20 protein-coding genes, 2 tRNA genes and 1 pseudogene are annotated in these 24,107 nt (G+C 71.3%); 10 read left to right on the forward strand and 13 right to left on the reverse strand.

Going from position 1 to position 24,107, the window contains the following annotated elements:
- The first annotated feature begins 36 nt into the window (after window positions 1-36).
- The 3 genes from L3i22_RS49065 (at window position 37) to L3i22_RS49075 (ending at window position 2,798) form a co-directional block, all read left to right on the forward strand.
- A complete protein-coding gene (locus tag L3i22_RS49065; protein ID WP_221324241.1) occupies window positions 37-600 on the forward strand; it encodes a DUF5709 domain-containing protein in 564 nt (187 codons plus the stop codon).
- 113 nt (window positions 601-713) lie between these two features.
- Window positions 714-1,448, forward strand: coding sequence for a family 16 glycosylhydrolase (locus L3i22_RS49070; protein ID WP_221324242.1), 735 nt, complete (start codon window positions 714-716; stop codon window positions 1,446-1,448).
- 111 nt (window positions 1,449-1,559) lie between these two features.
- A complete protein-coding gene (locus L3i22_RS49075) occupies window positions 1,560-2,798 on the forward strand; it encodes a glycoside hydrolase family 16 protein (RefSeq protein WP_221324243.1) in 1,239 nt (412 codons plus the stop codon).
- On the opposite strand, the gene L3i22_RS49080 is transcribed toward L3i22_RS49075, so the two are convergent.
- Window positions 2,799-4,049, reverse strand: coding sequence for a chitosanase (locus L3i22_RS49080; protein WP_255657718.1), 1,251 nt, complete (start codon window positions 4,047-4,049; stop codon window positions 2,799-2,801).
- A gap of 24 nt (window positions 4,050-4,073) precedes the next feature.
- Window positions 4,074-4,328 (reverse strand): hypothetical protein, encoded by a 255-nt coding sequence (locus L3i22_RS49085; RefSeq protein WP_221324244.1) that lies wholly within the window; start codon window positions 4,326-4,328, stop codon window positions 4,074-4,076.
- Between the two features lie 94 nt (window positions 4,329-4,422).
- On the opposite strand from L3i22_RS49085, the gene malQ reads away from it, so the two are divergent.
- Together malQ and L3i22_RS49095 are read left to right on the forward strand one after the other, a co-directional pair.
- Window positions 4,423-6,348 carry a 4-alpha-glucanotransferase gene (gene malQ, locus L3i22_RS49090; protein ID WP_221324245.1) on the forward strand — a complete coding sequence of 642 codons (1,926 nt, stop codon included), beginning with the start codon at window positions 4,423-4,425 and terminating at the stop codon, window positions 6,346-6,348.
- A complete protein-coding gene (locus tag L3i22_RS49095; protein WP_221324246.1) occupies window positions 6,345-6,524 on the forward strand; it encodes an antitoxin in 180 nt (59 codons plus the stop codon). The genes malQ and L3i22_RS49095 overlap by 4 nt, the downstream gene beginning before the upstream one ends.
- Window positions 6,525-6,765: 241 nt before the next feature.
- Here L3i22_RS49095 and L3i22_RS49100 read toward each other — a convergent pair whose 3' ends face one another.
- The 3 genes from L3i22_RS49100 to L3i22_RS49110 all read right to left on the reverse strand — a co-directional run bounded on the left by L3i22_RS49100 (window position 6,766) and on the right by L3i22_RS49110 (window position 10,079).
- Window positions 6,766-7,140, reverse strand: a complete 375-nt coding sequence (locus tag L3i22_RS49100) for a hypothetical protein (protein WP_221324247.1) — start codon at window positions 7,138-7,140, stop codon at window positions 6,766-6,768.
- Window positions 7,141-7,206: 66 nt separating this feature from the next.
- The gene (locus tag L3i22_RS49105) at window positions 7,207-8,466 is read right to left on the reverse strand and encodes a DUF1501 domain-containing protein (protein WP_255657719.1); all 1,260 of its coding nucleotides are present in this window, start codon (window positions 8,464-8,466) and stop codon (window positions 7,207-7,209) included.
- Window positions 8,467-8,483: 17 nt separating this feature from the next.
- Window positions 8,484-10,079 carry a DUF1800 domain-containing protein gene (locus L3i22_RS49110; RefSeq protein ID WP_255657721.1) on the reverse strand — a complete coding sequence of 532 codons (1,596 nt, stop codon included), beginning with the start codon at window positions 10,077-10,079 and terminating at the stop codon, window positions 8,484-8,486.
- An 82-nt stretch (window positions 10,080-10,161) separates the two neighbouring features.
- Here L3i22_RS49110 and L3i22_RS49115 point away from each other — a divergent pair, with 82 nt between their 5' ends.
- A complete protein-coding gene (locus L3i22_RS49115; RefSeq protein WP_221324249.1) occupies window positions 10,162-11,013 on the forward strand; it encodes a spermidine synthase in 852 nt (283 codons plus the stop codon).
- Window positions 11,014-11,172: 159 nt separating this feature from the next.
- The gene (locus L3i22_RS49120) at window positions 11,173-12,222 is read left to right on the forward strand and encodes a translation initiation factor 2 (RefSeq protein ID WP_221324250.1); all 1,050 of its coding nucleotides are present in this window, start codon (window positions 11,173-11,175) and stop codon (window positions 12,220-12,222) included.
- Window positions 12,223-12,444: 222 nt separating this feature from the next.
- Here the strand turns inward: L3i22_RS49120 and L3i22_RS49125 are convergent.
- The 3 genes and pseudogenes from L3i22_RS49125 to L3i22_RS49135 all read right to left on the reverse strand — a co-directional run.
- A pseudogene (locus L3i22_RS49125) lies at window positions 12,445-13,434 on the reverse strand (TerC family protein); the annotation flags it as partial.
- A gap of 53 nt (window positions 13,435-13,487) precedes the next feature.
- Window positions 13,488-14,243 carry a pentapeptide repeat-containing protein gene (locus L3i22_RS49130; protein WP_221324252.1) on the reverse strand — a complete coding sequence of 252 codons (756 nt, stop codon included), beginning with the start codon at window positions 14,241-14,243 and terminating at the stop codon, window positions 13,488-13,490.
- Window positions 14,244-14,276: 33 nt separating this feature from the next.
- Window positions 14,277-15,476: an acyltransferase gene (locus L3i22_RS49135; protein ID WP_255657723.1), complete on the reverse strand. Its 1,200-nt coding sequence runs from the start codon at window positions 15,474-15,476 to the stop codon at window positions 14,277-14,279.
- A gap of 194 nt (window positions 15,477-15,670) precedes the next feature.
- On the opposite strand from L3i22_RS49135, the gene L3i22_RS49140 reads away from it, so the two are divergent.
- A complete protein-coding gene (locus L3i22_RS49140) occupies window positions 15,671-16,501 on the forward strand; it encodes an alpha/beta fold hydrolase (RefSeq protein WP_221324253.1) in 831 nt (276 codons plus the stop codon).
- Window positions 16,502-16,889: 388 nt separating this feature from the next.
- Here the strand turns inward: L3i22_RS49140 and L3i22_RS49145 are convergent.
- Together L3i22_RS49145 and L3i22_RS49150 are read right to left on the reverse strand one after the other, a co-directional pair.
- Window positions 16,890-16,963, reverse strand: a tRNA-Met gene (locus L3i22_RS49145).
- Window positions 16,964-17,129: 166 nt separating this feature from the next.
- The gene (locus tag L3i22_RS49150; protein ID WP_255657724.1) at window positions 17,130-18,593 is read right to left on the reverse strand and encodes an MFS transporter; all 1,464 of its coding nucleotides are present in this window, start codon (window positions 18,591-18,593) and stop codon (window positions 17,130-17,132) included.
- 102 nt (window positions 18,594-18,695) lie between these two features.
- Between L3i22_RS49150 and L3i22_RS49155 the strand changes: the two genes are divergently transcribed.
- Window positions 18,696-19,076, forward strand: a complete 381-nt coding sequence (locus L3i22_RS49155; protein WP_221324254.1) for a MarR family winged helix-turn-helix transcriptional regulator — start codon at window positions 18,696-18,698, stop codon at window positions 19,074-19,076.
- Here L3i22_RS49155 and L3i22_RS49160 read toward each other — a convergent pair.
- Entirely contained in the window at window positions 18,991-20,418 is a 1,428-nt protein-coding gene (locus tag L3i22_RS49160; protein WP_221324255.1) for an MFS transporter, read from the reverse strand. The genes L3i22_RS49155 and L3i22_RS49160 overlap by 86 nt on opposite strands.
- A gap of 67 nt (window positions 20,419-20,485) precedes the next feature.
- On the opposite strand from L3i22_RS49160, the gene L3i22_RS49165 reads away from it, so the two are divergent.
- Window positions 20,486-21,070, forward strand: a complete 585-nt coding sequence (locus L3i22_RS49165; RefSeq protein WP_221324256.1) for a helix-turn-helix domain-containing protein — start codon at window positions 20,486-20,488, stop codon at window positions 21,068-21,070.
- On the opposite strand, the gene L3i22_RS49170 is transcribed toward L3i22_RS49165, so the two are convergent.
- Together L3i22_RS49170 and L3i22_RS49175 are read right to left on the reverse strand one after the other, a co-directional pair.
- Window positions 21,051-22,991, reverse strand: a complete 1,941-nt coding sequence (locus L3i22_RS49170) for a galactose oxidase-like domain-containing protein (RefSeq protein WP_255657725.1) — start codon at window positions 22,989-22,991, stop codon at window positions 21,051-21,053. The two genes, L3i22_RS49165 and L3i22_RS49170, sit on opposite strands and share 20 nt — an antisense overlap.
- Before the next feature lie 1,012 nt (window positions 22,992-24,003).
- Window positions 24,004-24,077: transfer RNA gene (locus L3i22_RS49175), tRNA-Met, on the reverse strand.
- Between the last annotated feature and the right edge of the window lie 30 nt (window positions 24,078-24,107).

Below are 24,107 nucleotides of genomic sequence, written 5' to 3' on the forward strand. Positions count from 1 at the left end.
CGTATGACCTGACCGGCACGCGGGTAGATTGCGCACATGCGAGACAACGACTACCCCACCGAGGTGAGCGATCCGGAGGCCGCCGGCCTGCCGGACACCGCCGACGACGACTCCACCGCCTACGACGAGGTGGACAGCGGCCGATGGGCCGACGGTCCGGACCCGGCGGCGCTGGCCGGGGTCGGCCCGGGCGGGTCGAACCGGTTCGGTGACACCCCGGCGGAGGCTCTGCAGGGCGAGTCGCTCGACCGGCGGCTGCGCCAGGAGGAGCCGGACTTCGGCGCCGAGGACGAGGCCGAGGACGCGCCCCGCCGGGACCCGGTCGACGAGACCGTCGACGACTCCGGCCAGGAGCGCTTCGACCGGGACGTGTGGGGCGAGAGCCCGACCTCCGACCCGCACTCGCCGGTCTCGCTCTACGACGACGGGCAGCTCGACGGCGACGAGCCGGGCCGGGTCGGCCGGCTGGTCGCGCCGGACGGCGGCTCCGGCCTGGACGACGAGGAGGACAGCGTGGCCTGGGACGCGGGCTCGGCCGGCGGCGGCGCGAGCGCCGAGGAACTGGCGATGCACGAGACCACCGCGCCGGACTACGACTAGGCCCCGGACCAAATCTTGGTAAGGGATCAATAAACAACCCGCCGTTGGTCTTGCCGTCACCACCGGACCCGGGCAGAGTCTGAGCGCTGGATGTCCGAGGTGGGGGTAAATCGATGGGTCACGGCGCGCGGTGGCTGCGGTCGCTGGTGGCGGCCGCGGTCGTCGTCTCCGGGCTGGCCGTGTCCGGTCCGGCCCGGGCCGAGACGGTGACCAGGACGGTGTTCAGCGACGACTTCGGCGCGAGCCGGGGCGCCGGCGTGGACACCGCCAAGTGGTCCGGCAACACCTGGAACGCCTGGCAGGACGGTAACGGCCGGCTGGTCCTGGACTCGTACTCGGCGATCAACACGGCGACCGCGTTCAGCCAGTCGAGCGGGCACGCGTCGGCGCGGATCCAGGCCGGGTACACCGACGCCGCCTGGGAGGCGTTCAGCGTGCTGAGCGCGAGCGGCGGGGCGATCGCCGGCCGGGTCGACCCGCTCGGCGACGGCGGGACCCACGACGGGGACTTCCACACGTACGCGATCGACTGGACCCGGAGCACGTTCGTCTGGTCGGTCGACGGCCGGCAGGCGCAGCGGCTCACCCCGGACGCCGCCGGGCAGCCGTTCCGGCTGGCGGTGAACCTGGGCGGGGGCGGCCGCCGCTCGGACGGGATCCTGGTCGACTCGGTGACCGTCACGGTGAAGCTGACCGTGGTGCCGCCGGCCGCGTGGACCGCGTTCGCGAACTACAAGGTCGGCGACCGGGTCACCTACAAGGGCGCGACCTGGGCCGTGAAAGAGCAGCACACCGCCCTGCCGGGGTGGCAGCCGGGCCTGGTCCCGCAACTCTTTCAAAAACTCTGAACAAACTTGTGTTATCCGGGGGTTCCGGAACCCGTCTCCATTGACCCACGACAGTCAATCTCTAAAGACTGTTTGGAGTAACGGCACCCTCTCCCCCCGGAGGTATCCCCCATGCGCAAGTTACGGGTCCTGCTAGCCGCGGCGGTGGTCGCGACCACCCTGGGAACGTCCCTGTTCCTGTCCTCGCGGAACGACCACGCCGACGCGGCGGTGGTCTGGAACGAGGACTTCAGCGGCGCGGCCGGCGCCGGTGTCGACACCTCGAAGTGGAACTTCGACACCGGCGGCAGCGGCTTCGGCAACCAGGAGCTGCAGTACTACACCAGCGGTACGAGCAACGTCGCCCAGGACGGCGCGGGCCACCTGGTCATCACTGCCCGCAAGGGCAGCGGCGGGCACAACGACTGCTGGAACGGCACCTGCCAGTTCACCTCCGGCCGGATCCAGACCGCCGGCAAGTTCACCCAGCAGTACGGGCACGTCGAGGCCCGGATCCAGGTCCCGAACGGCTCCGGTCTCTGGCCCGCGTTCTGGATGCTCGGCGGCGGCAACTGGCCGACCGACGGCGAGATCGACATCATGGAGATCGTCGGCCGCGACCCGAACCGCCTCTTCGGCACGCTGCACGGCCCCGGTTACTCCGGCGGCAGCTCGTTCGGCGGCCAGCTCGTCGCCGGCTCGCCGTGGTACCAGGCCTTCCACAACTACGCCGTGGACTGGTCGCCGAACCTGATCGTCTGGACCGTGGACGGCCAGGAGTACTTCCGGGCCACCCCGGCCTCGCTGCAGGCCGCCAAGGGCAACGTGAACTGGGTCTACGAGCACCCGTTCTTCATCATCCTGAACCTGGCCGTCGGCGGTAACTTCGGTCAGGGCAACCCGGCCGGCCTGCCCGCCGAGAGCAAGATGCTGATCGACTACGTGCACGTCAACACGTCGACCGGCAGCACCACCCCGCCGACCGGCAGCGGCAACGCGCTGAAGAGCAACCTGAACGGCCGCTGCGTCGACATCCCGTCGGCGAACCCGGTCGACGGCGCCCGCCTCCAGATGTGGGACTGCAACAACAGCGCCGCGCAGCAGTGGACGGCGAACGCCGACGGCACGTTCCGCGCGATGGGCAAGTGCATGGACCCGGCCGGTGGCGCGCTCACCAACGGCACGCCGATCCAGCTGGTCACCTGCAACGGGAACCCGGTCCAGCGGTTCACCCTCTCGGGCGCCGGCGACCTGGTGAACGTGTCGGCCAACAAGTGCGTCGACATCAAGGACAACAACGCCGCCAACGGCGCCCAGCTCCAGCTCTGGGACTGCGCGGGCACCTCGAACCAGAAGTGGACCCGCGGATAATCAGCGTTTGATCGCGTACTTGTCGCCGTAGACGTGCCAGGTCAGCGGCGCCACCAGGTCGAGATTGCTGCCCTTGAGGAAGACTCGCTGGGCGGTATCGACCCGGGTGGTGTCGCTGTGCGCCGCCTCCTTGCGCATCTCGGTGTCCCGGGAGTCGAGGAAGGCGCCCAGGTACGCGATCTCGTCCCCACCCTGGGACGGCGTCTTCCGGGCCCGCACCGCCCGCTCGCGGATGGCCCGGAGCCCGTTGACGCCGTGCATCACCGCCGCGTCGTAGTACGCGAACTGCCCCAGCGCCCGCAGCCCGTCGGTCTCGGCCAGCCGCACGGCCGGCGTGAAGTACATCCGGTCCCGGGCGTCCTGCTGGGTCTGCTGGAAGACCGGGTCCCGCGCGGCCGTCCGCCAGGCCGCCGGGAACCCGGGGTCGAGCCCCCGGTGCGACTCGGTGCCGTCCACCGCCCGCAGCGCCGGGAGGTACTTCGCCAGCGCGTTCGACGGCGACCGCCGGGTGTAGTCGGTGACCATGTCGAGCATGTCGCCGGTCCCCGAGCAGAACCCGATGATCCCGCCGGTGTAGCCGCGCCCGTCGCCCAGATCCTCGAGGTAGCCGAACTCGCCGCGCCAGTTCAGCGTCGAGTTCTCCGCGCTCGCGACCAGTTCCAGCGCGGTCTCCTTCTTGACCCGCGCGCGCAGGTCGCCGGCGACCGCCGGGACGCCCGCGCCGGGTGCGGTCGCCGACTCCGGGAGCTTCGCGGCCGGCCCCGGACCGTAGGCCCGCACGTCCCACAGCGAATACCCGCTCGGGGTGGCCCGCTGGGTGGCCAGGATCCGCAGATACCGCCCGTGCCCCTTGAGGTTGCGCAGGTCGTCGACGCCGCCGTTGCCGGCCGCGGTCCGGTACGCGTCCGCCCAGGTCGCCCCGTCGTCGGAGAACTGCACCCGGTAGCCCCGGGCATACGCCGTGGCCCAGTGCAGCCGCACCCGGGTGACCTCCTGCGCCGCGCCCAGATCGACGCGCAGCCACTCGGTGCCGGTCCCGGTGCCGCTCGCCCAGCGGGTGCCGGTCCCCCGGTCCACCGCGGACGAGGCCAGCCACGCCACGCTCTGCGTCGAGGACGCGAGCGCCGGGCGGGCCATGCTGAGCAGCACGTCCGCGGACGCGTTCGCGGCCACCGACACCGCGGGCGGGACGCAGAGAATCGCGGCGATTCCGCCACCCAGGGCCATCGATCGCCTGCTACGCGTCCGCATCCTCCCAAACTAGGGCGGGGATCCTCAGCGGCGCCTGCGATTGCGGGAAATCAACACGATCGTCAGCACCACGCCCCCGACGATCAGCAGGCAGCAGAGTCCGCCGAAGGCGAAGAACCCGAATCCACCCCGGCTCCGCGTACGCCGTTTCACCGCCTCGGTCGCCACCTCACCGGCCCCGCTGCTCGCCGCCCACGCGTGCACCGGGATCACCAGGGACAGCACCGCGCCGGTCAGCGCCGCGGTCAGCCGCGACCACCACTTCACCATGTCAGCCATGTGCCCCATGCTGACCGATGTAAGCAACGGCCGCGACACCGAGTAACCACCGATGATCACGGGTAAGTGGCCGTCACCGAACGGAAGGGGCAGCATGGACGCGAAGCTCGAGGCGCTCGCCGCGGCATACGGGGTGGCCACCCGGTACGAGAACTTCCAGCGCCGCGACACCGAGGTCGCCCCCGAGTCGGTGATCGGCGTGCTCGGCCTGCTCGGCGTCGACGCCGCCACCCCGGCCGCGGTCGAGGCCGCGCTCGCCGGGGTCAAGACGTCCGACGATCTGCCGGGGACGATCGTGCTGCGCGAGGGCCAGCGCCGGGAGTTACCCGCGTCGGCCGAGCTGATCTTGGAGGACGGGACCGTCCGGACCGTCAGCGTGCTGGCGGACCTGCCGCTCGGCTGGCACCGGCTCGGGCGGACCACGGTCGTGGTGGTCCCGGTGGAGCTGCCCCAGCCGCCGGCCACCTGGGGCTGGATGCTGCAGCTCTACGCGCTGCACTCGGCCGAGTCGTGGGGCATGGGCGACCTCGGGGACCTGCGGTCCTTCGTGGAGCAGTGCGGGGACGCCGGGCTGGTGCTGCTCAACCCGCTGCACGCGATCACGCCGGTGCCGCCGGTGCCGGCCTCGCCGTACTCGCCGTCCAGCCGGCGCTTCGCGAACCCGATGTACCTGCGGATCTCCGACACGGCCGAGTATCGGGGCGCGGACCAGGCCGTACAAAATCGGATCGATGCTCTTAAGCCGAAGGCCGAGAAGCTGATCGACTACACCGCCGTGTGGGAGGCCAAGCTCGCCGCGCTGGAGCTGCTCTGGCCCCTCGCCGAGCCGGTCGACCTGGCCGACGATCCGGGGCTGACCGACTTCGCGCGGTTCTGCGCGCTCGCCGAGCGGCACGGCCCGAACTGGCAGGCGTGGCCCGAGGAACTGCGCCGGCCGGACGCCCCGGCCGTGCTCGCCTACCGCAGCGACCGGATCGCCTTTCACGCCTGGGTCCAGCGACTCGTCGAGCAGCAGCTGAACCTGGCCCGCGAGGCGGCCGCCGGGATGCCGGTCGGCATCGTGCACGACCTGGCCGTCGGCATCGACCCGACCGGCGCGGACGGCTGGCTGCTGCAGGACTCGCTCGCCCCGGGCGTGCGGGCGGGCGCCCCGCCGGACGCCTTCAACCAGCTCGGCCAGGACTGGGGGCTCGCCGCGTGGCGGCCCGACACGCTGATCGAAACCGGCTACGCCGCCTACCGCGACATGCTGCGACGGATCTTCCGGCACGCCGGCGGGCTCCGGGTGGACCACGTGGCCGGGCTGTGGCGGCTCTGGTGGGTGCCGCCGGGCATGGGGCCGGCCGAGGGCACCTACGTGCACTACGACCCGGAGGCCATGCTCGGCATCCTGGCCCTGGAGGCGCAACGCGCCGGCGCCGTGGTGATCGGCGAGGACCTGGGGACCGTCCTGCCCGAGATGACCGACACCCTGGAACGGATGAACATGCTCGGCTCGTCCGTGCTGTGGTTCACCCGGGACTGGGACACCGGCGAGTTCCGGCCCTCGGCCGACTACCGCCGCAACGCGCTGGCCAGCATCTCCACCCACGATCTGCCGACCGCCGCCGGGTTCCTGGCCGGGGCGCAGGTCGAGGTCCGGGCGCGGCTGGGCCAGTTGGCCGGCACCGCCGAGCAGGAGTGGGCCACCTGGCGCGCGGACAAGGCGGCGCTGCTGGACCGGCTCCGGGCCGAGGGCCTGCTCGACTCGGAGCGCCCCGAGGACGTGGTGCTCGCGATGCACGAGTTCCTCGCCCGCACCCCGTGCCGGCTGGTCACCGCGTCCCTCTACGACGTGCTGCTGGACGAGCGCCAGCCGAACCTGCCCGGAACCTTCGACGAGTACCCGAACTGGCGAATTCCGCTGCGCCCCGCGCTCCCGGAGGTGTACACCGACCCACTGTTCCGCAAGGTTGCGGAAATTCTGGGTAAGCGGAACACCGGAACAACTGAGGCAGAAGTGAAGGGAACCGAGCGATGAGCTTCCTCGACAAGGCCAAGGACTTCGCCGACAAGCACGACGAGCAGATCGACCAGGGGCTGGAGAAGGCCGGCGACCAGATCGACCAGCGGACCGGCAACAAGTACTCCGAGCAGGTGGACCGGGGCGTCGACGAGGCCCAGAAGCGCACCGGCGCCGGCGACACCCAACCCTGATCATGATCCCGCGCTCGGCTGATCGCTTCCGGTCAGCCGAGCGCGGGCCCATCAAGATCAAATTCTTTTTTGCCTACGCTGCGGCCAATAACTGATCGTCGCTCCCGCGGGGACCCTTCCGGGCCTCGCAGGGCGCGGGGCGCCCAAGAACGCGAGGCCCTCCAGGGCGACGTCCGCGGGTGGTTGCGGTTTCAAAGGACCCACGCCCCGGCCGCGTGGGCCGCGGGCTCGGTGGTGGCGGTCAGAGGCTGAGCGGGACGGGGCCGGGGTCGTCGTCGACGGCGTAGAGCATCGGGTGCAGCGGAAGATACGTGTCCGGCTGGCGGCAACTGGCCGGAGGCAGCAGCGACGACCGGTGGTCCGGGTGCTCGTGGCAGTGCCGGGTCGCCCGGGAGATCGCGTCCGGGTGGTGCCGGCCCCCGCCGTATTCGCCGCAGCTCTCGCAGTCCCACCGCCAGAACGGCAGGCCCTCGTCCGAGGTGTGCCGGCGGATCCGGAGCGGCGGCCCGGCCCGGTGGCGGGCCGCGCGCAGGATCGCCGGCATCTCCCGGGCGGGCGGCGGGCCGGACGGGCGCCGCTGACCCCCGATGAGCTCGGCCAACAGGTTGCTGGTCACCGTCACCTCCGTACGTCGAAATGTCGGTGACAGTGTGAAACAGCAACCTCGCGCCGAAAGGCGAATTCAGCGTGCGGTCACCAATCCGAGCGAGGATGCGGTCACGCCCGGGAAGACCGGGGCCAGGCTGCCCACGCCGCACCGGGCGCGGAGGATCTCGCCGATCACCGCGCGATAGTCGGTGGTCACCGCGAGATCGCCGTCACGCAGCCGGTCCGCGGCCAGGCCCGGCCAGGTGCCGTAGACCTGGCCGCCGCGGACCCCGCCACCGAGCACGAACATGGCGTTGCCGTACCCGTGGTCCAGTCCGCCGGACCCGTTCTGCCCGACCCGGCGGCCGAACTCGCTGATCGTGACCAGGGTGACCCGGCGCAGCCCGTCCGGGCCGAGGTCGGCGGCGAACGCGGCGATCGCGCCGGCCAGCTGGGCGAGCTGGTCGTGCATGCGGCGGCCGGGCTGGGCGGCGCCCAGGTTCTCGTGCATGTCCCAGTCGCCGGAGTCGACGGTCGCGGTCATCAGCCCGGCGCCCGCCTTGATCATCCGGGCCACGTCCCGCAGCGCGGCGCCGAGGTCGGTCGACGGGTACGCCGCGCCGTTCGCCGGGGTATAGCCGACCGCGCGCAGCTCCCTGCCCCGGTCGAGCGCGCCGGTGAGCTGCCCCGCGGTCCGCGCCAGCGCGGCCGGCGCGCCCTGGTAGAGCGCCGCCATCGCGGCCGACAGCGGCTTGGCCGCGTCGTCGCCGGTCAGCGCGAGCCCGTCGACCGAGCCGAGGCCGAGGTACGGCGCCGGCCCGTCGAGCACCCGCGCCGGTCGCGCGGTGCCCATCGCGATCGCGTTGAACGGGTCGTCGGCGCCGAGCGAGCCGAGCATCCGGTTCAGCCAGCCGGTGCGCAGCGAGGTGCCCGGCGCGGCCCGTTCCAGCTCCTCCATCGCGGAGAAGTGCGACCGGTTCGGGGCCGGCTGCCCGACCGCCTGAACCGCGGCCAGCTTGCCGGACGTCCAGTAGGGCAGCAGCGGCGCCAGCGCCGGGTGCAGCCCGAAGTACGTCCCGCCGCCGATCAGCTGCGACTTCGGCACCGCGATCGACGGCCGGGCGGCGTAGTACGCCGGGTCGCCGGCCGGGACGACCGCGGACAGCCCGTCGAACCCGCCGCGCAGCGAGAGCAGCACCAGCACGTCGCCGGCGTACGCCGGGTCGGCCGCGAACGCCAGCTGGGTGTCGAGTTGCGAGCCGGCCAGCCCGGCGAACGCCCCGGCCGCCCCGGCGGCGAGCAGCCGGCGCCGGGACAGACGGGCCCGGCGGTCCTCGTCACAACCACAGTTCACAGTTCCCACCTCAGCGGTCATCGCAGCGCGAAGTTCGGAGAGTTCAGCAGCATGGTCAGCAGGTACGGATACATCCAGCCAACCGCGGGATCGTTGGACTTCAGTTGCGACGCCGGTGTCTTGCCGTAGAAAGCCGCCACCGCCGCGGTCTGCGACGTGCCGAGGGCGACGCCGAGCAGCCGTTTCGCGGTCGCGTCGATCAGCGCGCCGTAGGTGGCCGGCCGCGCCCCGATCAGCCCGGTCAGCAGGTCGGCCGGTTTGACCAGGTCGGCGGGCCAGTACCCGGCGGCGATGGTGAGGTGGAAGTTCCACCGCACGAGCAGGCCGGAGGGCGACGCCCACGCGGCGGCGACGTCCGGGTAGCCGTTCGGCGGCCCCCAGCCCAGCGGCGCCTGGCCGGCGTTGCGGGCCATCCAGTACAGGCTCTCGTACGTCTTGGTCCCGCTCGGCGGGGGACCGTAGCCGAGGATCCGCACGGTGGCCGCCAGGTCCTCCAGCGGCGTCCGGGTCTTCGCGCCGACCGAGCTCGCGAACTCCTCCGAGCCGAACAGCGCCCGCAGCACCGGCACGATCGCCGACCGGTTGTCCAGATAGACCTTGACCAGCTTGGTGACCAGACTCGGCGGCGGCACGTCGGCGACGAACCGGACGCACAGCTTGGTCGCGATCCGCCGGGCGGTCGACGGATGGATCGCCAGGTGGTCGAGGAGCGCCAGGGCGGCCGCCTCGCCGCCGGTCGTGGTCGCGTTGGCGTGCGCGAAGGTGAGGATCTTCACGGCCCCGGTCACGTGGTTCGCCGCGTCGTACCGGTACTGCCCGGTCGCGTTGTCCACGGTGAGCCCGCTGAGCAGCTTCGCGGCGTCCTTCACGTCGGTCTCGGCGTACTCCAGCCCGACGGTGTGCAGCTCCAGCAGCTCCCGGCCGTAGTTCTCGTTCGGCGCCTGCCGGGTGGAGAACCGGTTGTCCAGGTAGGTCAGCATCGCCGGGTGCCGGGCCGAGGCCTTGAGCAGGTCGGCGAAGGTGCCCAGGGCGTACTTGCGGATCACGTTCCGGTCGTAGTCGGCGCGGCTGTCCCAGACATCGCCGGACGGGCAGGTCACGTTGAGGTGGTTGGCCCAGAAGTCGGCCATCACCTCGAACAGCTGGCGCTCGCTCCAGATCGCCCGGATCGGGGCGGCGAACGAGACCTGCCACATCGGGGTCCAGTCGAACTGCTTGAGCTGCCCGGCGGCGACCTTGGCGCGGATCTCGGCGATGCTCAGCCCGCACAGCGGGAGCCGGGCGACCAGCTGGTCGGCGACCGGGTCGTCGATGCCGGCCGGCTTGAGCTGCCGCTCCAGCCAGGCGGTCGCGCCCAGCTTGCGGATCTCGGCGATCGACGACGGGCTCGGCCCGAACGTGGCCCGGCGCAGCAGGTGCAGCAGCGGGTCGGCGGGCAGCAGCCCGGCCACTCCCGGGTCGGCCTCGATCACCACGCCCGGCTCGACCGCGGCGTGCATCCCCGGCTCGGCGGCGAGGGCCGGTGCGCCGGTGGTGAGCGCGGCGGCGGCGCCGGCCGCGACCGCGCCGCCGAGCGCGGTTCGCCGGTTCAGGGTCTGCTCGATAACCGTCACGGGGTGCAGGATCGGGAGTTGCCGCGCCCACTGTCGGCTTCCCCGCCCGGTGCTCCCGATTCGCTCCCGGGACAATTGCCCGATGGCACAGCGCAGGGCGTCGCGACGGCGTATGGAGACGGTCGCCTCGGGCGTCGCGGAACTGGTCCCGGACCCGGACCGGGACACCGCGTTCACGCTGCTGCTGGACGGCGCCCCGCAGTCACACGTGGACCTGGCCGATCCGGAGTACCTGCAGTTCGAGTACATCCGCCGGATGGCCGCGGCGCTGGACCTGATGGCCGAGCCGGGCCGCCCGCTGCGCGCGCTGCACCTGGGCGGCGGCGCGCTGACCCTGCCGCGCTACCTGGCCGCGACCCGGCCCGGGTCGGCGCAGCGGGTGGTGGAGATCGACGGGCCGCTGGTCGAGATGGTCCGGCGGGAGCTTCCGCTCCCGGCGCAGGCCGGCATCCGGGTCCGGGTGGCCGACGCGCGCGAGGCCGTCGAGGGGATGCGCGACGGCGGGTACGACGTGATCGTCCTCGACGTCTTCGCCGGCGCCCGCACCCCCGCCCACCTGGCCTCCCTGGAGTTCGCCCAGCAGCTGGCCCGGGTCCTGGACCCAGCCGGCCGGCTGATCGCCAACGTCGCCGACGGCCCGCCGCTCAAGCACGCCCGCGCCCAGGTCGCCACGATCCGCGCGGCCCTGCCGCAGGCCTGCCTGGTCGCCGACGCGGCGGTGCTGCGCGGCCGCCGGTTCGGCAATCTGGTGGTGCTCGCCGGGCGCACCCCGCTGCCGGTGGCCGAGCTGACCCGGCGCGCCGCGGGCGACTGGTTCCCGGGGCGGGTAGAGACCGACCTCGATCGGTTCGCGGCCGGCGCGACGCCGGTCCCGGACGCCACCGCGGTCGCGTCCCCGTCTCCGCCGGAAGGTCTCTTCGGTAACCGAAAGTGATCGCCTGTTCGGCCGATGGTGCATCGGTCATCACTGTCCGGTGTCACTTTCCGAACTTACGCTGTGATTCGTGCCGGGTCACTGGCGACACTGGGATCTGAAGGCTGTAATCGTCTCGGCCGTGTTTTACCGATCGCGGCGTGAACGGGGAAGGCAATCATGTTCCACCAGCACTTCCTGTCCGCACCGGGCACCGACCTCGGACCGCTCGACAGCGGCGAGCGGTTGCTCTGGCGTGGCCGCTGCGCCGTGGCGGAGTATGCGTTCGACGAGGCGTCCTCGCTACCGCGATGGACCCTCCCCGAGGAGACCGAGGTCCTGGTCACGGACCGTCGGGTTCGCTATACGTATGCGGACGAGAGCACGCTGAGTAGCGGCGAGCTCTTCTGGCTCTGGCCGCAGCACCTGCGGGTCCAGCCGGGCAACCGGGACATCGGGCGGACCGCCACGGTGACCCAGATCCAGCTGGTCTGCAACGGGCCGGACGGCAGCTTCCCGGCCCTGGTGTTCGCCGGCGGCGACCTGGCCACGGTCGGCGACGCCGACAAGCTGGCCAACGTGCTGCGCCAGGCGATCGCCCGGTTCCGGGTGGAGAACCAGACCGAGATCGGGGTGGCGCCGGCCCACGCGCGGATGCTGTCGCGCCTGGTGATCGGGCCGGAGTTCAGCAACTACCAGGGCGGCGAGGGGCAGACGGTGACGCTGCTCGGCTCGGTCCAGGTGCCCGCTCCGGAGCCGGCCGAGCCGGTCTACGCCGAGGCCGTCTACGACGAGCCGGCCTACCAGGAGCCCGCGTACGCGGAGCCGGCCTACCAGGAGACGTCGTACCAGGAGCACGCGTTCCAGGAGCACCTCTACCAGGAGCCGGTCTACCAGCAGGACCAGCACTACCAGGAGCAGGCCTACGCCGAGCCGGTCTACGACGCCGTCCCGGTCTCCTCGGTGCCCACCTCCGCGGCGCCGACCTCCGGCTCCCGGGCCCAGGCGGAGCGCCCCGGCCGGGCCGCCGACGCGGTCCGCGCCGAGCAGGCCGCGCGCGCCGAGCAGGACGCCCGCTACACCGAGCCGGACCTGGCGTCCCGGGCGTCGAGCCTGGCCGCCCGGGTGGCCAGCCTGCTCTCCACCGACGACGAGGACGCCCGGTTCGAGGGCCAGACCACCAACCTGTCCGCCTACCTCAACCGGGCGGACGACCAGTCACGCCGCTGACGGCTCCGGCCGGGCGTAACAGCCACCGGTGGCGACCCGCTCCGCGTGCACCCGGTGCGCGCGGTGCAGCAGCTCGGTCAAGCCGCCCTGCCGGGCCCGCTCGCGATAGCGCTCCGGCAGGGTGTCCAGGTTCCGCTCCTCGTCGAGGAGCTGGTGGTACACCTCGTCGCAGTACGCCGGGTCCTTCTCGATCTCGAGGAACTCGGTGGCCCGGCGGCGGGCCGCGGCCGCGTACGTCCGGGCCCGGCCCTTCGGGCTCAGCAGCGACGCCACCACGGTGACCAGCAGCACCCCGATGATGATCCCGAGCGACGCCACGGTCGGGATCTCGGTGACCCCGATGTGCTCGCCGTCGTTGATGAACGGCACGTTGTTCTGGTGCAGCGCGTGCAGGATCAGCTTCACGCCGATCAGCGCGAGGATCGCGGCCAGCCCGTAGGACAGGTAGACCAGCCGGTCCAGCAGGCCGTCGATCAGGAAGTACAGCTGGCGCAGGCCGAGCAGCGAGAACGCGGTCGCGGTGAAGACCAGGTAGACGTTCTGGGTGAGCCCGAAGATGGCCGGGATCGAGTCCAGCGCGAACAGGATGTCGGTGCCGCCGATCGCGACCATGACCAGCAGCATCGGGGTCAGCACCCGCTTGCCGTCCTGGTAGGTGACCAGCTTGTCGCCGTCGTAGGTGTCCGAGGTCCGCAGCACCCGCCGGGCCAGCCGGATCACCAGATTCTCCGGCGCCTCCTCCTCGTCGTTCTCGTCCCGGGCGCGCACCAGGTTGCCCGCGGTGAGCAGCAGGATCAGCCCGAAGATGTAGAAGATCCAGGCGAACGAGTTGATCAGCGCGGCGCCCAGCAGGATGAACGCGGTCCGCGCGACAAGCGACACCGCGATCCCGACGAGCAGCACCTTCTGCTGGTCGGCGCGGGGCACCTTGAAGCTGCCGAGCAGGAGCAGGAAGACGAAGAGGTTGTCGACCGAGAGCGCCTCCTCGGTGACGTAGCCGGCGAAGTACTCCGCGCCCATCGTGGACCCGCCGAAGATCCAGACCCCGACGCCGAACAGGATCGCGATCGACACGTAGATCCCGGTCCAGAGCGCCGCCTCGCGCAGGCGCGGAACGTGGGCGCGGCGGACATGGACGAAGAAGTCGAAGAGCAGAAGACCGATGATCCCGAGAACCGTCAGAAGCCACACCACGCCGGACACATCCTGCATCGGACCAGCTTAAGGCCGATCGGCGTGGCTCACTGTCCGGCCCCGGGTGATCTTCACGCGTCGTCCGTCACGGCCGCGCGCAGCTGGGCCGGGGTCAGGAAGATCGCGCCGGTCAGGTCCGCGCCACGCAGATCCGCACCGCGCAGGTCGGCGCCGGTGAAGTCGGCCCGCCGCAGGTCCGCGCCGCGCAGGTCGGCGCCGATCAGCACGGCGCCGCGGAGACTCGCGCCGCGCAGGTCCGCCCCGCGCAGCTTGCGGCCGATCAGCTGGGCGCCGCTGTGGTCCGGGCGGCGGCCACCGGTGCGGGCCCGGGCCAGCTCGCTGACGCTTCGCAGCAGGGGCACCACCCCTTTGCGGTACGTGTCCACGTCCAGTCCCCGGAGCTCGTCGGCCGGTCGGGCGGCCACCTCGTCGATCTCCTCGTACGCCGCCCGCAGCCTCGGGTGCAGCCGCCGCGCCTCGTCCAGCCCGAGCGCCTCGGTGAGCAGCCAGAGCAGCTCGTGCAGCTGGCGCACGACCGGCAGGGTCGCGAACATCGCCCCGGCGATCTCCGGGTGCGCCCGCCAGTCCCGCCCGCCGAACGTCTCCTGGGTGATCCGCTGCCCGGCCCCGAAGCAGTCGAACACCACGCAGCCCCGGAACCCGCGCTCCGGCAGCTGCTCGTGGATCGTGCAGCGGAAGTCGTCACCCAGGTTCCGGCAGGGCTGCCCGGCCGGCTTGTTCACCGCGAAGTCCGAGGACTTGGCGAAGGCGGGGGCGACACAGCAGAGCGCCGCACACCGCGTGCAGTCGGCTTCCAGCGTGGTCACGTCAGCGCTTCCCCGCCCGTACGTCGGAAAGAATCATCGCTCCTCGCGCCCGTGCGCGGACCGCAACAACCGGCCCTCCCGATTCTGCCGCGGCAGGCCGGCGCCGGCCGCGTCGGCCGCCGACGCCGAGCGCAGCTCGGCCAGGGATCGCCGCAGGCCGTCCCGCAGCCGCTTGGCCAGCGGCCGCTCCACCAGGCGGTAGACCAGCCAGGACAGGCCGAGCAGCAGCACGATCGTGCTCGCCACCAGGGCCCAGGCGGGCAGGTTCGTCGACTCGTGCGCGTGCCGGATGAAGGTGTACCCGATCCGCTGGTGCAGCAGGTAGAACGGGTAGGTGAGGGCGCCCGCGGTGGTCAGCCAGCGCCAGCGGATCCGGTCGGTCCAGCCCAGCGCGATGGCCAGCACCGCGGCGTAGGCGAGCGTGATGATCAGGACGCCCGGCCAGACCGGCACCCGGAAGCCGGGGTGGATGTCGGTCACCCGGTCGATGACCCGCGCGACACTGATCAGCCAGGCGAACCCGACGATGCCGAACAGCAGCGGCGACCGCCCGAAGCGGTGGATCAGGAACGCCGCGATCCCGGCGATGAAGTACGGCGCGTACTGCGGCACCGCCAGCACCTGCAGCGCCGTGCTGCCCAGGGCCGGCCCGATCGCCGCGACGGTCATCCAGATCGCGCAGAAGAGCACCACCCGGCGGTACGTCAGGCCGAACGCCACCATCACCGCGAACAGCAGGTAGAACCGCAGCTCGACGAAGAGCGTCCAGTAGACCGTGTCGACCGCCGGGATGCCGAGCGGCTCCTGCAGCATGGTCAGGTTCGCCGCGATCTCCCGCAGGCCGGGCTCGCCGGTGACCGGCACCCCGCCGGCGATCGGCGCGAGCGTGACCACGGCCGCGGTGATCAGGACACAGATCCAGTAGGCCGGGTAGAGCCGGCTGACCCGGGACGTGAAGAAGTCACCCAGGCTGCGGTTCCAGCTGCTCATCCCGATGACGAAGCCGCTGATCAGGAAAAACAGCTCGACCCCGAGGAAGCCGTAGACGGTGACGTGGGTCAGGTGCGGCAGGAAGTGCTCCGGCTCCCGGCGCCCGTCGATCCGCCAGGCGACGGTCAGGTGGAACGACGCGACGGCCAGGGCGGCGATCAGCCGCAGGGCGTCGAGCGTCGCCAGGCGTACCGGTCCGCGCGGCGCCGGCCCGGCCACCGGCGGGGTGGCGGGGCGCGTCATCGTGGCCTCGATGACCTCTTTCTCCTGACTCCTCGGCGGCAACAGCATGCCATTCCGCCGGATTGGTCCGGTTTGCTCGCTGTTCGCCATGTTCTTGTTAGGCATCGGAGCGGAATATAGCCGCCGGCGTCAAAAACTCAACCTCCAGCAGCGGCAATATGTCCGTTCCATTCGACGGTACGTAAGATCCACGCATGAATTCCGCGCCGCTGCCCGTGCGTTACAGCCGCCGGGAGGCGTTGCGGCACAGCGCCGCGCACCCCCGGGGCCTGCCGCCCGGCGCGCAGGCCGCATCCGCCTCGTCGCCCGGCGCGCAGGCCGCGTCCGCCTCGCCGCCCGGCGCTCCGGCCCGGCCCCCGGTGGTGCTGGTGCACGGCACCAACGGGCGCTCCTCCTGCGACTGGTTCACGCTCGCCCCGCTGCTGGCCAACCACGGGCGGCAGGTGTACCCGTTCGACTGGCGGCGGGCCCGCCCCGAACCCGGGACCAGCGCCACCCACCGGCACGCGCTGGAACTGGCCGCGCACGTCGACCAGGTCCGGGCCACGACCGGCGCCGAGCGGGTCGACGTGGTCGGCCACTCCTGGGGCGCGGTCCTGGCCCACTACCTGGTCCGCTGCCTGCCCGGAGAGCCCGCGTCCGGGGCCGTGCGCACCCTGGTCGGCCTGGCGCCCACCTACGGCGGCACCACGCTGCACGGGCTGCTCCGCCGGCCGGACCGGCTGCCCGCCGGGCTGCGCCGCTGGCTGGACGCGAAGATCCCGACCTGGCGCGAGCAGGTACCCGGCTCCCCGGTGCTGACCGCGATCCGGTCCGCCCCACCCGCACCGTCGACCCGCCTCACCACCATCGTCACCCGCTACGACCAGTTGGTGACGCCCTACACCGCGTCCCTGGCCGCCGCCCCGGACGCCACCCACGTCGTGCTGCAGCAGCACACCCCGCGCGCACGCCCCGGCCACCTCGGCATCCTCCACCACCCAGCCGCCCTGACCCAGGTCCTCCAAGCCCTCAAAGCCCCCTGACCCGCAGCCACCATCACGATGACGCCGGAGCACTCATACCTGGATCAGGTTGCCCAGCCGCGACCCCACGGCACGGTCACCCCGCGCGCGACCTCCCGCAACGACTCACGCTCTCCGACAGCACCTGGCCCCAGCCCGGCCGAATCCACGGGCACGCACACCCACGTACCAAAGCAATCGGTTTAACCAGAAACCGAACCGCCTGCCGCGCCCCGCCATCGCGGCCAGGAACCAAACCGCCCAGCGCGCCCAGCCGTCGCGGCCAGGAACCGAATCGCCTGGCGCGCCCCGCCGTAACGCGGGGTTTCAGGGGGCTCGGCCCCCTGAGCAAAATGCGAAGAGGGGCCCCGGTCCGCGCTTTCCGCGGACAGGGACCCCTGCCATCTCGTAGCGGGGACAGGATTTGAACCTGCGACCTCTGGGTTATGAGCCCAGCGAGCTACCGAGCTGCTCCACCCCGCGTCGGTATGGGTAAAGCTTAGCTCCTCCTGAAGGGGGCTTCACACCGGGGTCACCCGGAGGCTTAATCCCCAGGTCACCCGCCCTTTACCGGCCCCCAGCCGGGACCGCGGGCCGCCTCGCCGCTCGGAGAGAAAGTGGCGAGGCGACCCAAAAAGTCCAGGATTTCTCAGATCGCGGCCGGAACCGCCCGCCGGGACCGCACCTTGGCGGCCCCCAGCGCGGCCACGTTCAGGATCAGCCCGGCCACCGCGACCCCGGTCACCAGGTTGACCCCGGGCCGGAACGGCGTGAAGTCCCCGGACGCCGCGGTGGTGGCCGAGGCGATCAGCCCGCTGACCACGGCCAGCACCAGCGCGGTCCCGACCTGCCCGGACGACTGGACCAGCCCGGAGGCCAGGCCCTGTTCGTCGTCGGAGATCCCGTCGGTGGCCTGCGCCATGATCGAGCTGAAGCCGAACGCGAAGCCCCCGCCCAGCAGCAGCATCGTCGGCAGCACGGTGACCAGGTAGTCGGGCCGGCTGCCGGCGGTGGCGAGGAACCAGACGTAGCCGGCGCTGAGTGACACCATCGCGGCCACGATCAGCGGCGCGGTGCCGTGCCGGTCGATCAGCCGGCCCATGAACGGCGAGCCGAACGCCACCAGCAGCCCGGCCGGCAGCAGCGCGAGGGCCATCCGCAGCGGCGTCCAGTGCAGCACGTCCTGCAGGTAGAGCGTCATCATGAACTGGAAGCTGACGTACGACCCCATCAACGCGACCATGCTGGCGTTGGCCCGCACGATCGACCCGACCCGGAAGATGCTCAGGCGCACGAGCGGGTGCCGGACCCGGTTCTCGGCGATCACGAACGTGACGAGCAGCACCACGGCGAGCGCGGTGATCGCGATCATGACCGGGTCGAAGCCGCGCTGCGGGGCGGTGACCACGGCGTACACCGCGAGCAGCATGCCGCTCACCAGGGTGACCGCCCCGATCAGATCGTGGCCGCCCTCGGCCGCGGGCTTGTCCCGGGGGATCAGGAAGATGCCGGCGATCAGCGCGGCGAGCGCGAGCGGCACCGGGACGAGGAACGTCCAGCGCCAGCCGAGGCTGGTGAGCAGCCCGCCGAGGATCAGGCCGGACGAGTATCCGCTGGCCCCGAAGACCGTGAAGATCGAGAGCGCCCGGTTCCGGGCCCGGCCCTCGGGGAACGTGGTGGTCAGGATGCTCATCGCGGTCGGCGCGGTGAACGCCGCCGCGAGCCCCTTGACGAATCGGGTGGCGATCAGCAGGCCGCCGTCGTCGACCAGGCCGCCGACCAGCGACGCGACGGTGAAGACGCCGAGCGCGATCAGGAAGACCTTGCGCCGGCCGAGCAGGTCGGCGGTGCGCCCGCCGAGGAGCAGCAGGCCGCCGTAGCCGAGCACGTAGCCGTTGACGATCCACTGCAGGGACGTGGTGGACAGGCCCAGCTCGGAGCCGATCGAGGGGAGCGCCACCCCGACCATCGAGACGTCGAGACCGTCGAGGAAGAGGACCGCGCACAACACCGCGAGCACGCCCCAGAGCCGCGGAGTCCAGCGGTGTTCCGCGGCGGCGACGGCGCTGTCGCCGCTCGCCGCGGACGGGGTCAGGGATTCGGTGATAGTCACGGAAACGACACTAGATGCACGCGCATCTAATGTCCACGCATCTCATGCCGTCGCATAAATTTCACAAGCATTAACCTGAGGGTACGGAGTAAGATGCCCCCCATGGAGCCGGAAACCGACCTCGTCGATCGCTGGCGATCGCTCCTGACCTGCTACAACGAGGTGGCTTGCCATCTCGAGCGGGCTCTGGGCGACGCCCACTCCCTCACCCTGAGTGAGTACGAATCACTCGACCGTCTCACCACCCAGGAGTGTGGCAAGCGCCGCATGCAGGACCTGGCCGAGACGATGTATCTGAGCCAGAGCGCCCTGTCCCGCACGGTCAGCCGGCTGGTGAAGAGCGGCCTGGTCGACCGCACCCACTGTGAGGACGATCGCCGCGGCGTCTACGTCGAGATCACCGAGGCCGGGCGGCAACGCTGGGCCGAGGCTCGGAAGACGCATCTGTCCGTGCTGTCGGAGCACCTCGCCCCGGTCGGGTAGGGGACAGCCCCGCCACCACCAGCACCACCGCACCGCAGGCCGCGACCACCACCCATCCCGGGCGGGTCGCCGCCGCAAGCCCGGCCGGTCCGACGTCCGCGACCAGCCCGCCGGCCAGCGCGATGCCGAGCGCCGCGCCGACCTGCCGCGAGGTCGAGGCGATCCCGCCGGCCACCCCGGAACGCTCCGGCGGCAGGCCGCTGACCGCGGTGTTGGTGATCGGCGCGTTCGCGAAGCCGATGCCGATCCCGACGAACAGGTACGCGACCAGCAGCACCGCCACCGGCGTGCGGTCGCCGAGCCCGATCAGCAGGGCGCCGCCGAGCACGGTGCTCGCCCCGGCCAGCCGCAGCGGCAGCCGTGGCCCGACCCGCCCGACCAGGTACCCGGAGAACGGCGCGCAGACCGTCGCGGCGAGCGCCATCGGCAGGGTGACCGCGCCGGCCGCGAGCGGGCTCAGACCCCGCACCTGCTGCAGGTAGAGCGTGCCGAGCAGCAGCGTCACGTTCAGCGCGACGAACATCACCACCGCGCCGCCGACCGCCGCCGCGAACGGCGGCCGCCGGAACAACCGCAGGTCCATCAACGGTTCGGCCCGGCGCGCCTCGACCCGGGCGAAGATCAGACCGGCAACGGCGATGATCCCGTACGCCGTGATCAGCCACCCGGACCACCAGCCCCGTCGCGGCCCCTCGATCAGCACCGCGACCACCGTCCCGACCAGCAGGATCAGCAGCGCCTGACCGGGCGGGTCGAGGCGCCGCGGCCGGGCCGAGCGGGACTCCGGGACGTACGCCACGGTCAGCGCCAGCACGATCGCGATGATCGGCAGGTTGGCCCAGAAGACCGTCCGCCAGCCCAGCCCGGTGATCAGCGCCCCGCCGAGCACCGGCCCGGCCGCCATGCTGAGCCCGAACACCGCCGCCCAGACCCCGATCGCCTGCGCCCGCTCCCGCGGATCGGTGATCACGCTCACCACGATGGCCAGCGCCACCGGGCTCAGCATCGACCCGCCGACGCCCTGCACCACCCGGGCCGCCACCAGCAGGTCCAGGCCCGGCGCGAGCGCGCAGCCGGCCGACCCGAGCGCGAACAGCACCAGCCCGAGCCGGAAGATCCGGCGGCGCCCGACCCGGTCGGCCAGCGCGCCCGAGGTGATCATCAGCCCGGCCAGCACCAGCGTGTAGGCGTCGACCGTCCATTCCAGTTCCCGGATGCCGAGGCCCAGGTCCCGCCCGATCGACGGCAGCGCCACGTTGACCACCGTGGTGTCCAGCCCGACCAGGAAGATGCTGGTGCAGCAGACCGCCAGCACCAGCCATCGGCGTGTTCTCTCTGTCATGACCGGAATGCTGGGCCCGCGCACCCCGGCCTACCCAGCAAACTTGCGAAGACCGCAAACTGCTCTGGTGGACCCTTCCCTGGCCGAGCTGCTCGACGGCATCGGCCCCCGGTTGCGCCGGATCCGGCAGGACCGCGGCCTGACCCTGGACGACCTGGCCACCGCCACCGGCCTGTCGGTCAGCACGCTCTCCCGGCTGGAGTCCGGCAAGCGCCGGCCGACGCTCGACCTGCTGATCCCGCTGGCCCGCACCCATCGGCTGGCCCTCGACCACCTGATCGGGGCGCCGAACACCGGCGATCCCCGCGCGCACCTGACCCCGCACCGCACCGAGCCCCGGACCGGCAATCCCAGCGTGGTGGTGCCGTTGACGACGTACCCCGGACGCCTTCAGGTCTTCAAACAGATCCTCGGAACCGGCCGGGACGAGCCGCGACTCGTGTCCCACCCCGGCCACGCCTGGTTCTATGTGCTCTCCGGGCAGGTCCGGCTGCTGCTCGACGACCGCGAGCAGCTACTGGGGCCCGGGGACACGGCCGAGTTCGACACCGCCGAGCCGCACTGGTTCGGCCCGGCGGGTGACCGGCCCGCCGAGATCCTGCACCTCTACGGCCCGCACGGCGACCGGCCGGTCACCACGTCCACTTCGTGACCGGCACGCCGTTGCACTTGGCCAGGAAGACCCCGGCCTGATTGTCGGCCGACGTCGCGGCCAGGCAGATCGTGGTGTTGCCGACCGGCCGGATCGTGCCGTCGGTGCCGAACTGCCACTTCTGCGCGGCCGAGCCGTTGCAACTGAAGATCCAGATCTTCTGACCAAGGGCAAAATTCGACGACGGTACGTCGAGACAGCTCCCCAGCACCCGCAACGTCCCGTCGCTGGTCAGCCGGGTCAGCGCCTGCGCCTTGGACTTGTTGCAGTTGTAGGTCTGCAGATAGGTCTTCGGCGTCAGCGAGGACGACGGCACGTCGACGCACCGGCCGGTGCTGTTGGTCAGCGGGCTCATCAGCGGGTTCGGGCCCTTCGCGACCTGGACCATCTTGGCGACCGACGGGACGCCGTCGGTGCCGACGATGAAGAGCATGTAGTAGCCGGGCGGCGCCACCCCACCGGTCGGCGGCCCGGTCACGGTCAGCGTCGTCCCGGAGACCGAGAAGTTCAGCGGGACGTAGCGTTGCCCCTGGTCCACACTGTGCGTCGCGTCACCGAGGCCGACCAGCGCGACCTTGCCGACGTTCGCCGCGTCCGGCGAGGTGACGGTGAAGCCGGTGTTGATGCCGACCGTGGCCGGCGCCGCCGAGATCACCGGACGGGTCGCGAGGTCGCCGCTGCCGTCCTTCTTGTACAGGTAGGGCGGCGTGAAGTACTCGACGTTCTTCTCCAGATAGCCGGCCGTCACGCAGACCCCGCAGACCCCGCCACCCCCGGTCATCACCCGGCCGTCCGGCAGCAGCACCGCCGTCGAGTGGTACTGCCGGATCCGGCTCGCACTGGCCAGCACGGTCCACTGCCCGGTCGCCGGATCCCACCGCTCGGCGGCCGTCGCGGCGTGCGCCAGGTCGACGAACCCGCCGGTCGCAGCGCTGGTCATGCCACCGGTCGCGAGCACCGAGCCGTCCGCGAGCAGCGTCGCGCTCTGCTGCCGCCGACCGACCGACATGGACCCGCTGGCCACGGTCGACGGGGTGAGCCCGGTCCCCGAGCTCATCACCACCGAGGTCTTGGTGGGAACCTTCGCCACCCCACCCTCGGTGAGAATGCCCCCGCCGAGCACCAGGGTCTTACCGACGTCGTACGTCGCGAAACTCCCGTAGTCCCGCGAGATGTTGTCCCGGGTGGTGGTCGCCGTGATCTGCCCGTTCCCGGAGGTCGTGACGGTGTACGCGGTCGGATACGGGCCGTACATGGCAAGCCCGGTGTCCGGCCGCGACCCCAGGAACGGATAGAGCCGCGCGTTGTACTTCGTGAACCCGGTCAGCGACCGCAACGCCCCGTCGTTCTGGTAGACCTCCGCGGTAGCCGGCCCACCCCCGATGATGACCTGCTCGCCGTTGGCGGTCTCGGCCACCGCCGGATACCACCGCCCCGCCGCCATGTCCTTCCCCCGGCTCCACGTCTCGGACTGCCAGTTGAAGATGTACGTGGTAACCGTCCCGGCCAGGCTCGCGTTCAGATTCCCGCCGGCCACCAGGATGTTGCCGTTCGACATGTGCGCGAACCCGGCACAGAAGATGTTGTTCCCCTGCAGGTCAACCCGCTTGTTCGTGTTGTCGACCGGATTCCAGACCATCGCCCGGGTGAACGTGTGATCCGGATACGACTCCGCGGCGTTGTCCCCCACCGAGTCCCAGATCAACACTTTCCCGTTCGGCAGCACCGCCTCGAACACCGGCACCACCGGCGTATCGGCAACCGCACTCCACGCCCCGGACACGGCCGGATCCGCTGCCACCTTCGCCTTACTCCGGGTGTTCCCCGGCCGCAACCCGGTCTCCCGCTGGATCCGAGCCGCGTTCACCCCGGTCTGCTTCTCGATCTGATCCATCGGCGTCCCCACCAGATCCTGAGCCATGTGCTCAGCAAGATCCGGGTCGCCGGGCTCCCCTTCCGCATGCTCATGCGGCGCGACCTGCGCAGACCCCGAGTGCTCATGCCCCACGACCGCTTCCCCACCGGTGGCGACGGCCCGCTCGGGCGGCCCACTCAAAGCCCCGAAAAGGAATAGGACGGACAACACCCCAAAAACAATAAATCTGCGCCCCGTACGCATGCGAGCAGTCCTCCCGCCGGATTCCACGCGGCGGTCCGCACCCATTCACGGCGCGCAAACATGGCCCGGCAGCAACCGCCCCCAGCCCCACCCACCTCACGTGTCCAGTCCAGTCACACTAACTCGCCACTAAGTCGTTCCTCAATGTCCAATTCCCGGCAACCATCCCTCAGGCAACCCCCCAACCAGGCAAAACACCCCCCACCCCACCCCCCAAACAACCCCCGTCGCCCCTTTTATCGCGAAATTCCCCGCCACCCCACCCACCCAAATCCCCACCCCAATTTGACCTTGCAGCCAACAACTCCCCACCAACAAGCCACCCCCCATTCCCCGCATTCCCCCCACCCCCGCCATCCCCCCACCTCAATACCCGAACCCCCACAATCCCGCCCAACCCAAGGACCAAGCCCCAAGGTCCAACCAGGAGATGCAGGAGACGCAGGAGATACAGGCCAGCAAGCCAAACGCGGCACCCAACGGCACAGAACACGGCAGAGTGCGGCCAAGCGCAGTCAGAGCCGGCAGGGGCCACCTGAGGGCCACAGAAGGCGGTGCTCAGCGGCGACAACTCAGCCAACGACCGCAACCGGGCAAAGAACGAAAGTCACGGGACACAGACACCGAACGTACAAAAGCAATTGCTTTAAGCAGAAACCAACCCACCCAGCGCGCCCAGCCGTCGCGGCCGGGAACCGAACCGCTTAGCGCGCCCCGCCGTAACGCGGGGTTTCAGGGGGCTCGGCCCCCTGAGCAAAATGCGAAGAGGGGCCCCGGTCCGCGCTTTCCGCGGACAGGGACCCCTGCCATCTCGTAGCGGGGACAGGATTTGAACCTGCGACCTCTGGGTTATGAGCCCAGCGAGCTACCGAGCTGCTCCACCCCGCGTCGGTATGGGTAAACACTAGCGCACTCTCC

It is taken from the genome of Actinoplanes sp. L3-i22 (assembly GCF_019704555.1).
GTDB lineage: Bacteria > Actinomycetota > Actinomycetes > Mycobacteriales > Micromonosporaceae > Actinoplanes.

Excerpts from the sequence above, each read along its gene's own strand:
- L3i22_RS49135 (WP_255657723.1), bottom strand. The coding sequence starts at position 15,476 with ATGACGCGCCCCGCCACCCCGCCGGTGGCCGGGCCGGCGCCGCGCGGA.
- L3i22_RS49160 (WP_221324255.1), bottom strand. The coding sequence starts at position 20,418 with ATGACAGAGAGAACACGCCGATGGCTGGTGCTGGCGGTCTGCTGCACC.
- L3i22_RS49115 (WP_221324249.1), top strand. The coding sequence starts at position 10,162 with ATGGCACAGCGCAGGGCGTCGCGACGGCGTATGGAGACGGTCGCCTCG.
- L3i22_RS49065 (WP_221324241.1), top strand. The coding sequence starts at position 37 with ATGCGAGACAACGACTACCCCACCGAGGTGAGCGATCCGGAGGCCGCC.
- L3i22_RS49140 (WP_221324253.1), top strand. The coding sequence starts at position 15,671 with ATGAATTCCGCGCCGCTGCCCGTGCGTTACAGCCGCCGGGAGGCGTTG.
- L3i22_RS49080 (WP_255657718.1), bottom strand. The coding sequence starts at position 4,049 with ATGCGGACGCGTAGCAGGCGATCGATGGCCCTGGGTGGCGGAATCGCC.
- L3i22_RS49120 (WP_221324250.1), top strand. The coding sequence starts at position 11,173 with ATGTTCCACCAGCACTTCCTGTCCGCACCGGGCACCGACCTCGGACCG.
- L3i22_RS49155 (WP_221324254.1), top strand. The coding sequence starts at position 18,696 with ATGGAGCCGGAAACCGACCTCGTCGATCGCTGGCGATCGCTCCTGACC.
- L3i22_RS49085 (WP_221324244.1), bottom strand. The coding sequence starts at position 4,328 with ATGGCTGACATGGTGAAGTGGTGGTCGCGGCTGACCGCGGCGCTGACC.
- malQ (WP_221324245.1), top strand. The coding sequence starts at position 4,423 with ATGGACGCGAAGCTCGAGGCGCTCGCCGCGGCATACGGGGTGGCCACC.
- L3i22_RS49075 (WP_221324243.1), top strand. The coding sequence starts at position 1,560 with ATGCGCAAGTTACGGGTCCTGCTAGCCGCGGCGGTGGTCGCGACCACC.
- L3i22_RS49170 (WP_255657725.1), bottom strand. The coding sequence starts at position 22,991 with ATGGCTCAGGATCTGGTGGGGACGCCGATGGATCAGATCGAGAAGCAG.
- L3i22_RS49095 (WP_221324246.1), top strand. The coding sequence starts at position 6,345 with ATGAGCTTCCTCGACAAGGCCAAGGACTTCGCCGACAAGCACGACGAG.
- L3i22_RS49070 (WP_221324242.1), top strand. The coding sequence starts at position 714 with ATGGGTCACGGCGCGCGGTGGCTGCGGTCGCTGGTGGCGGCCGCGGTC.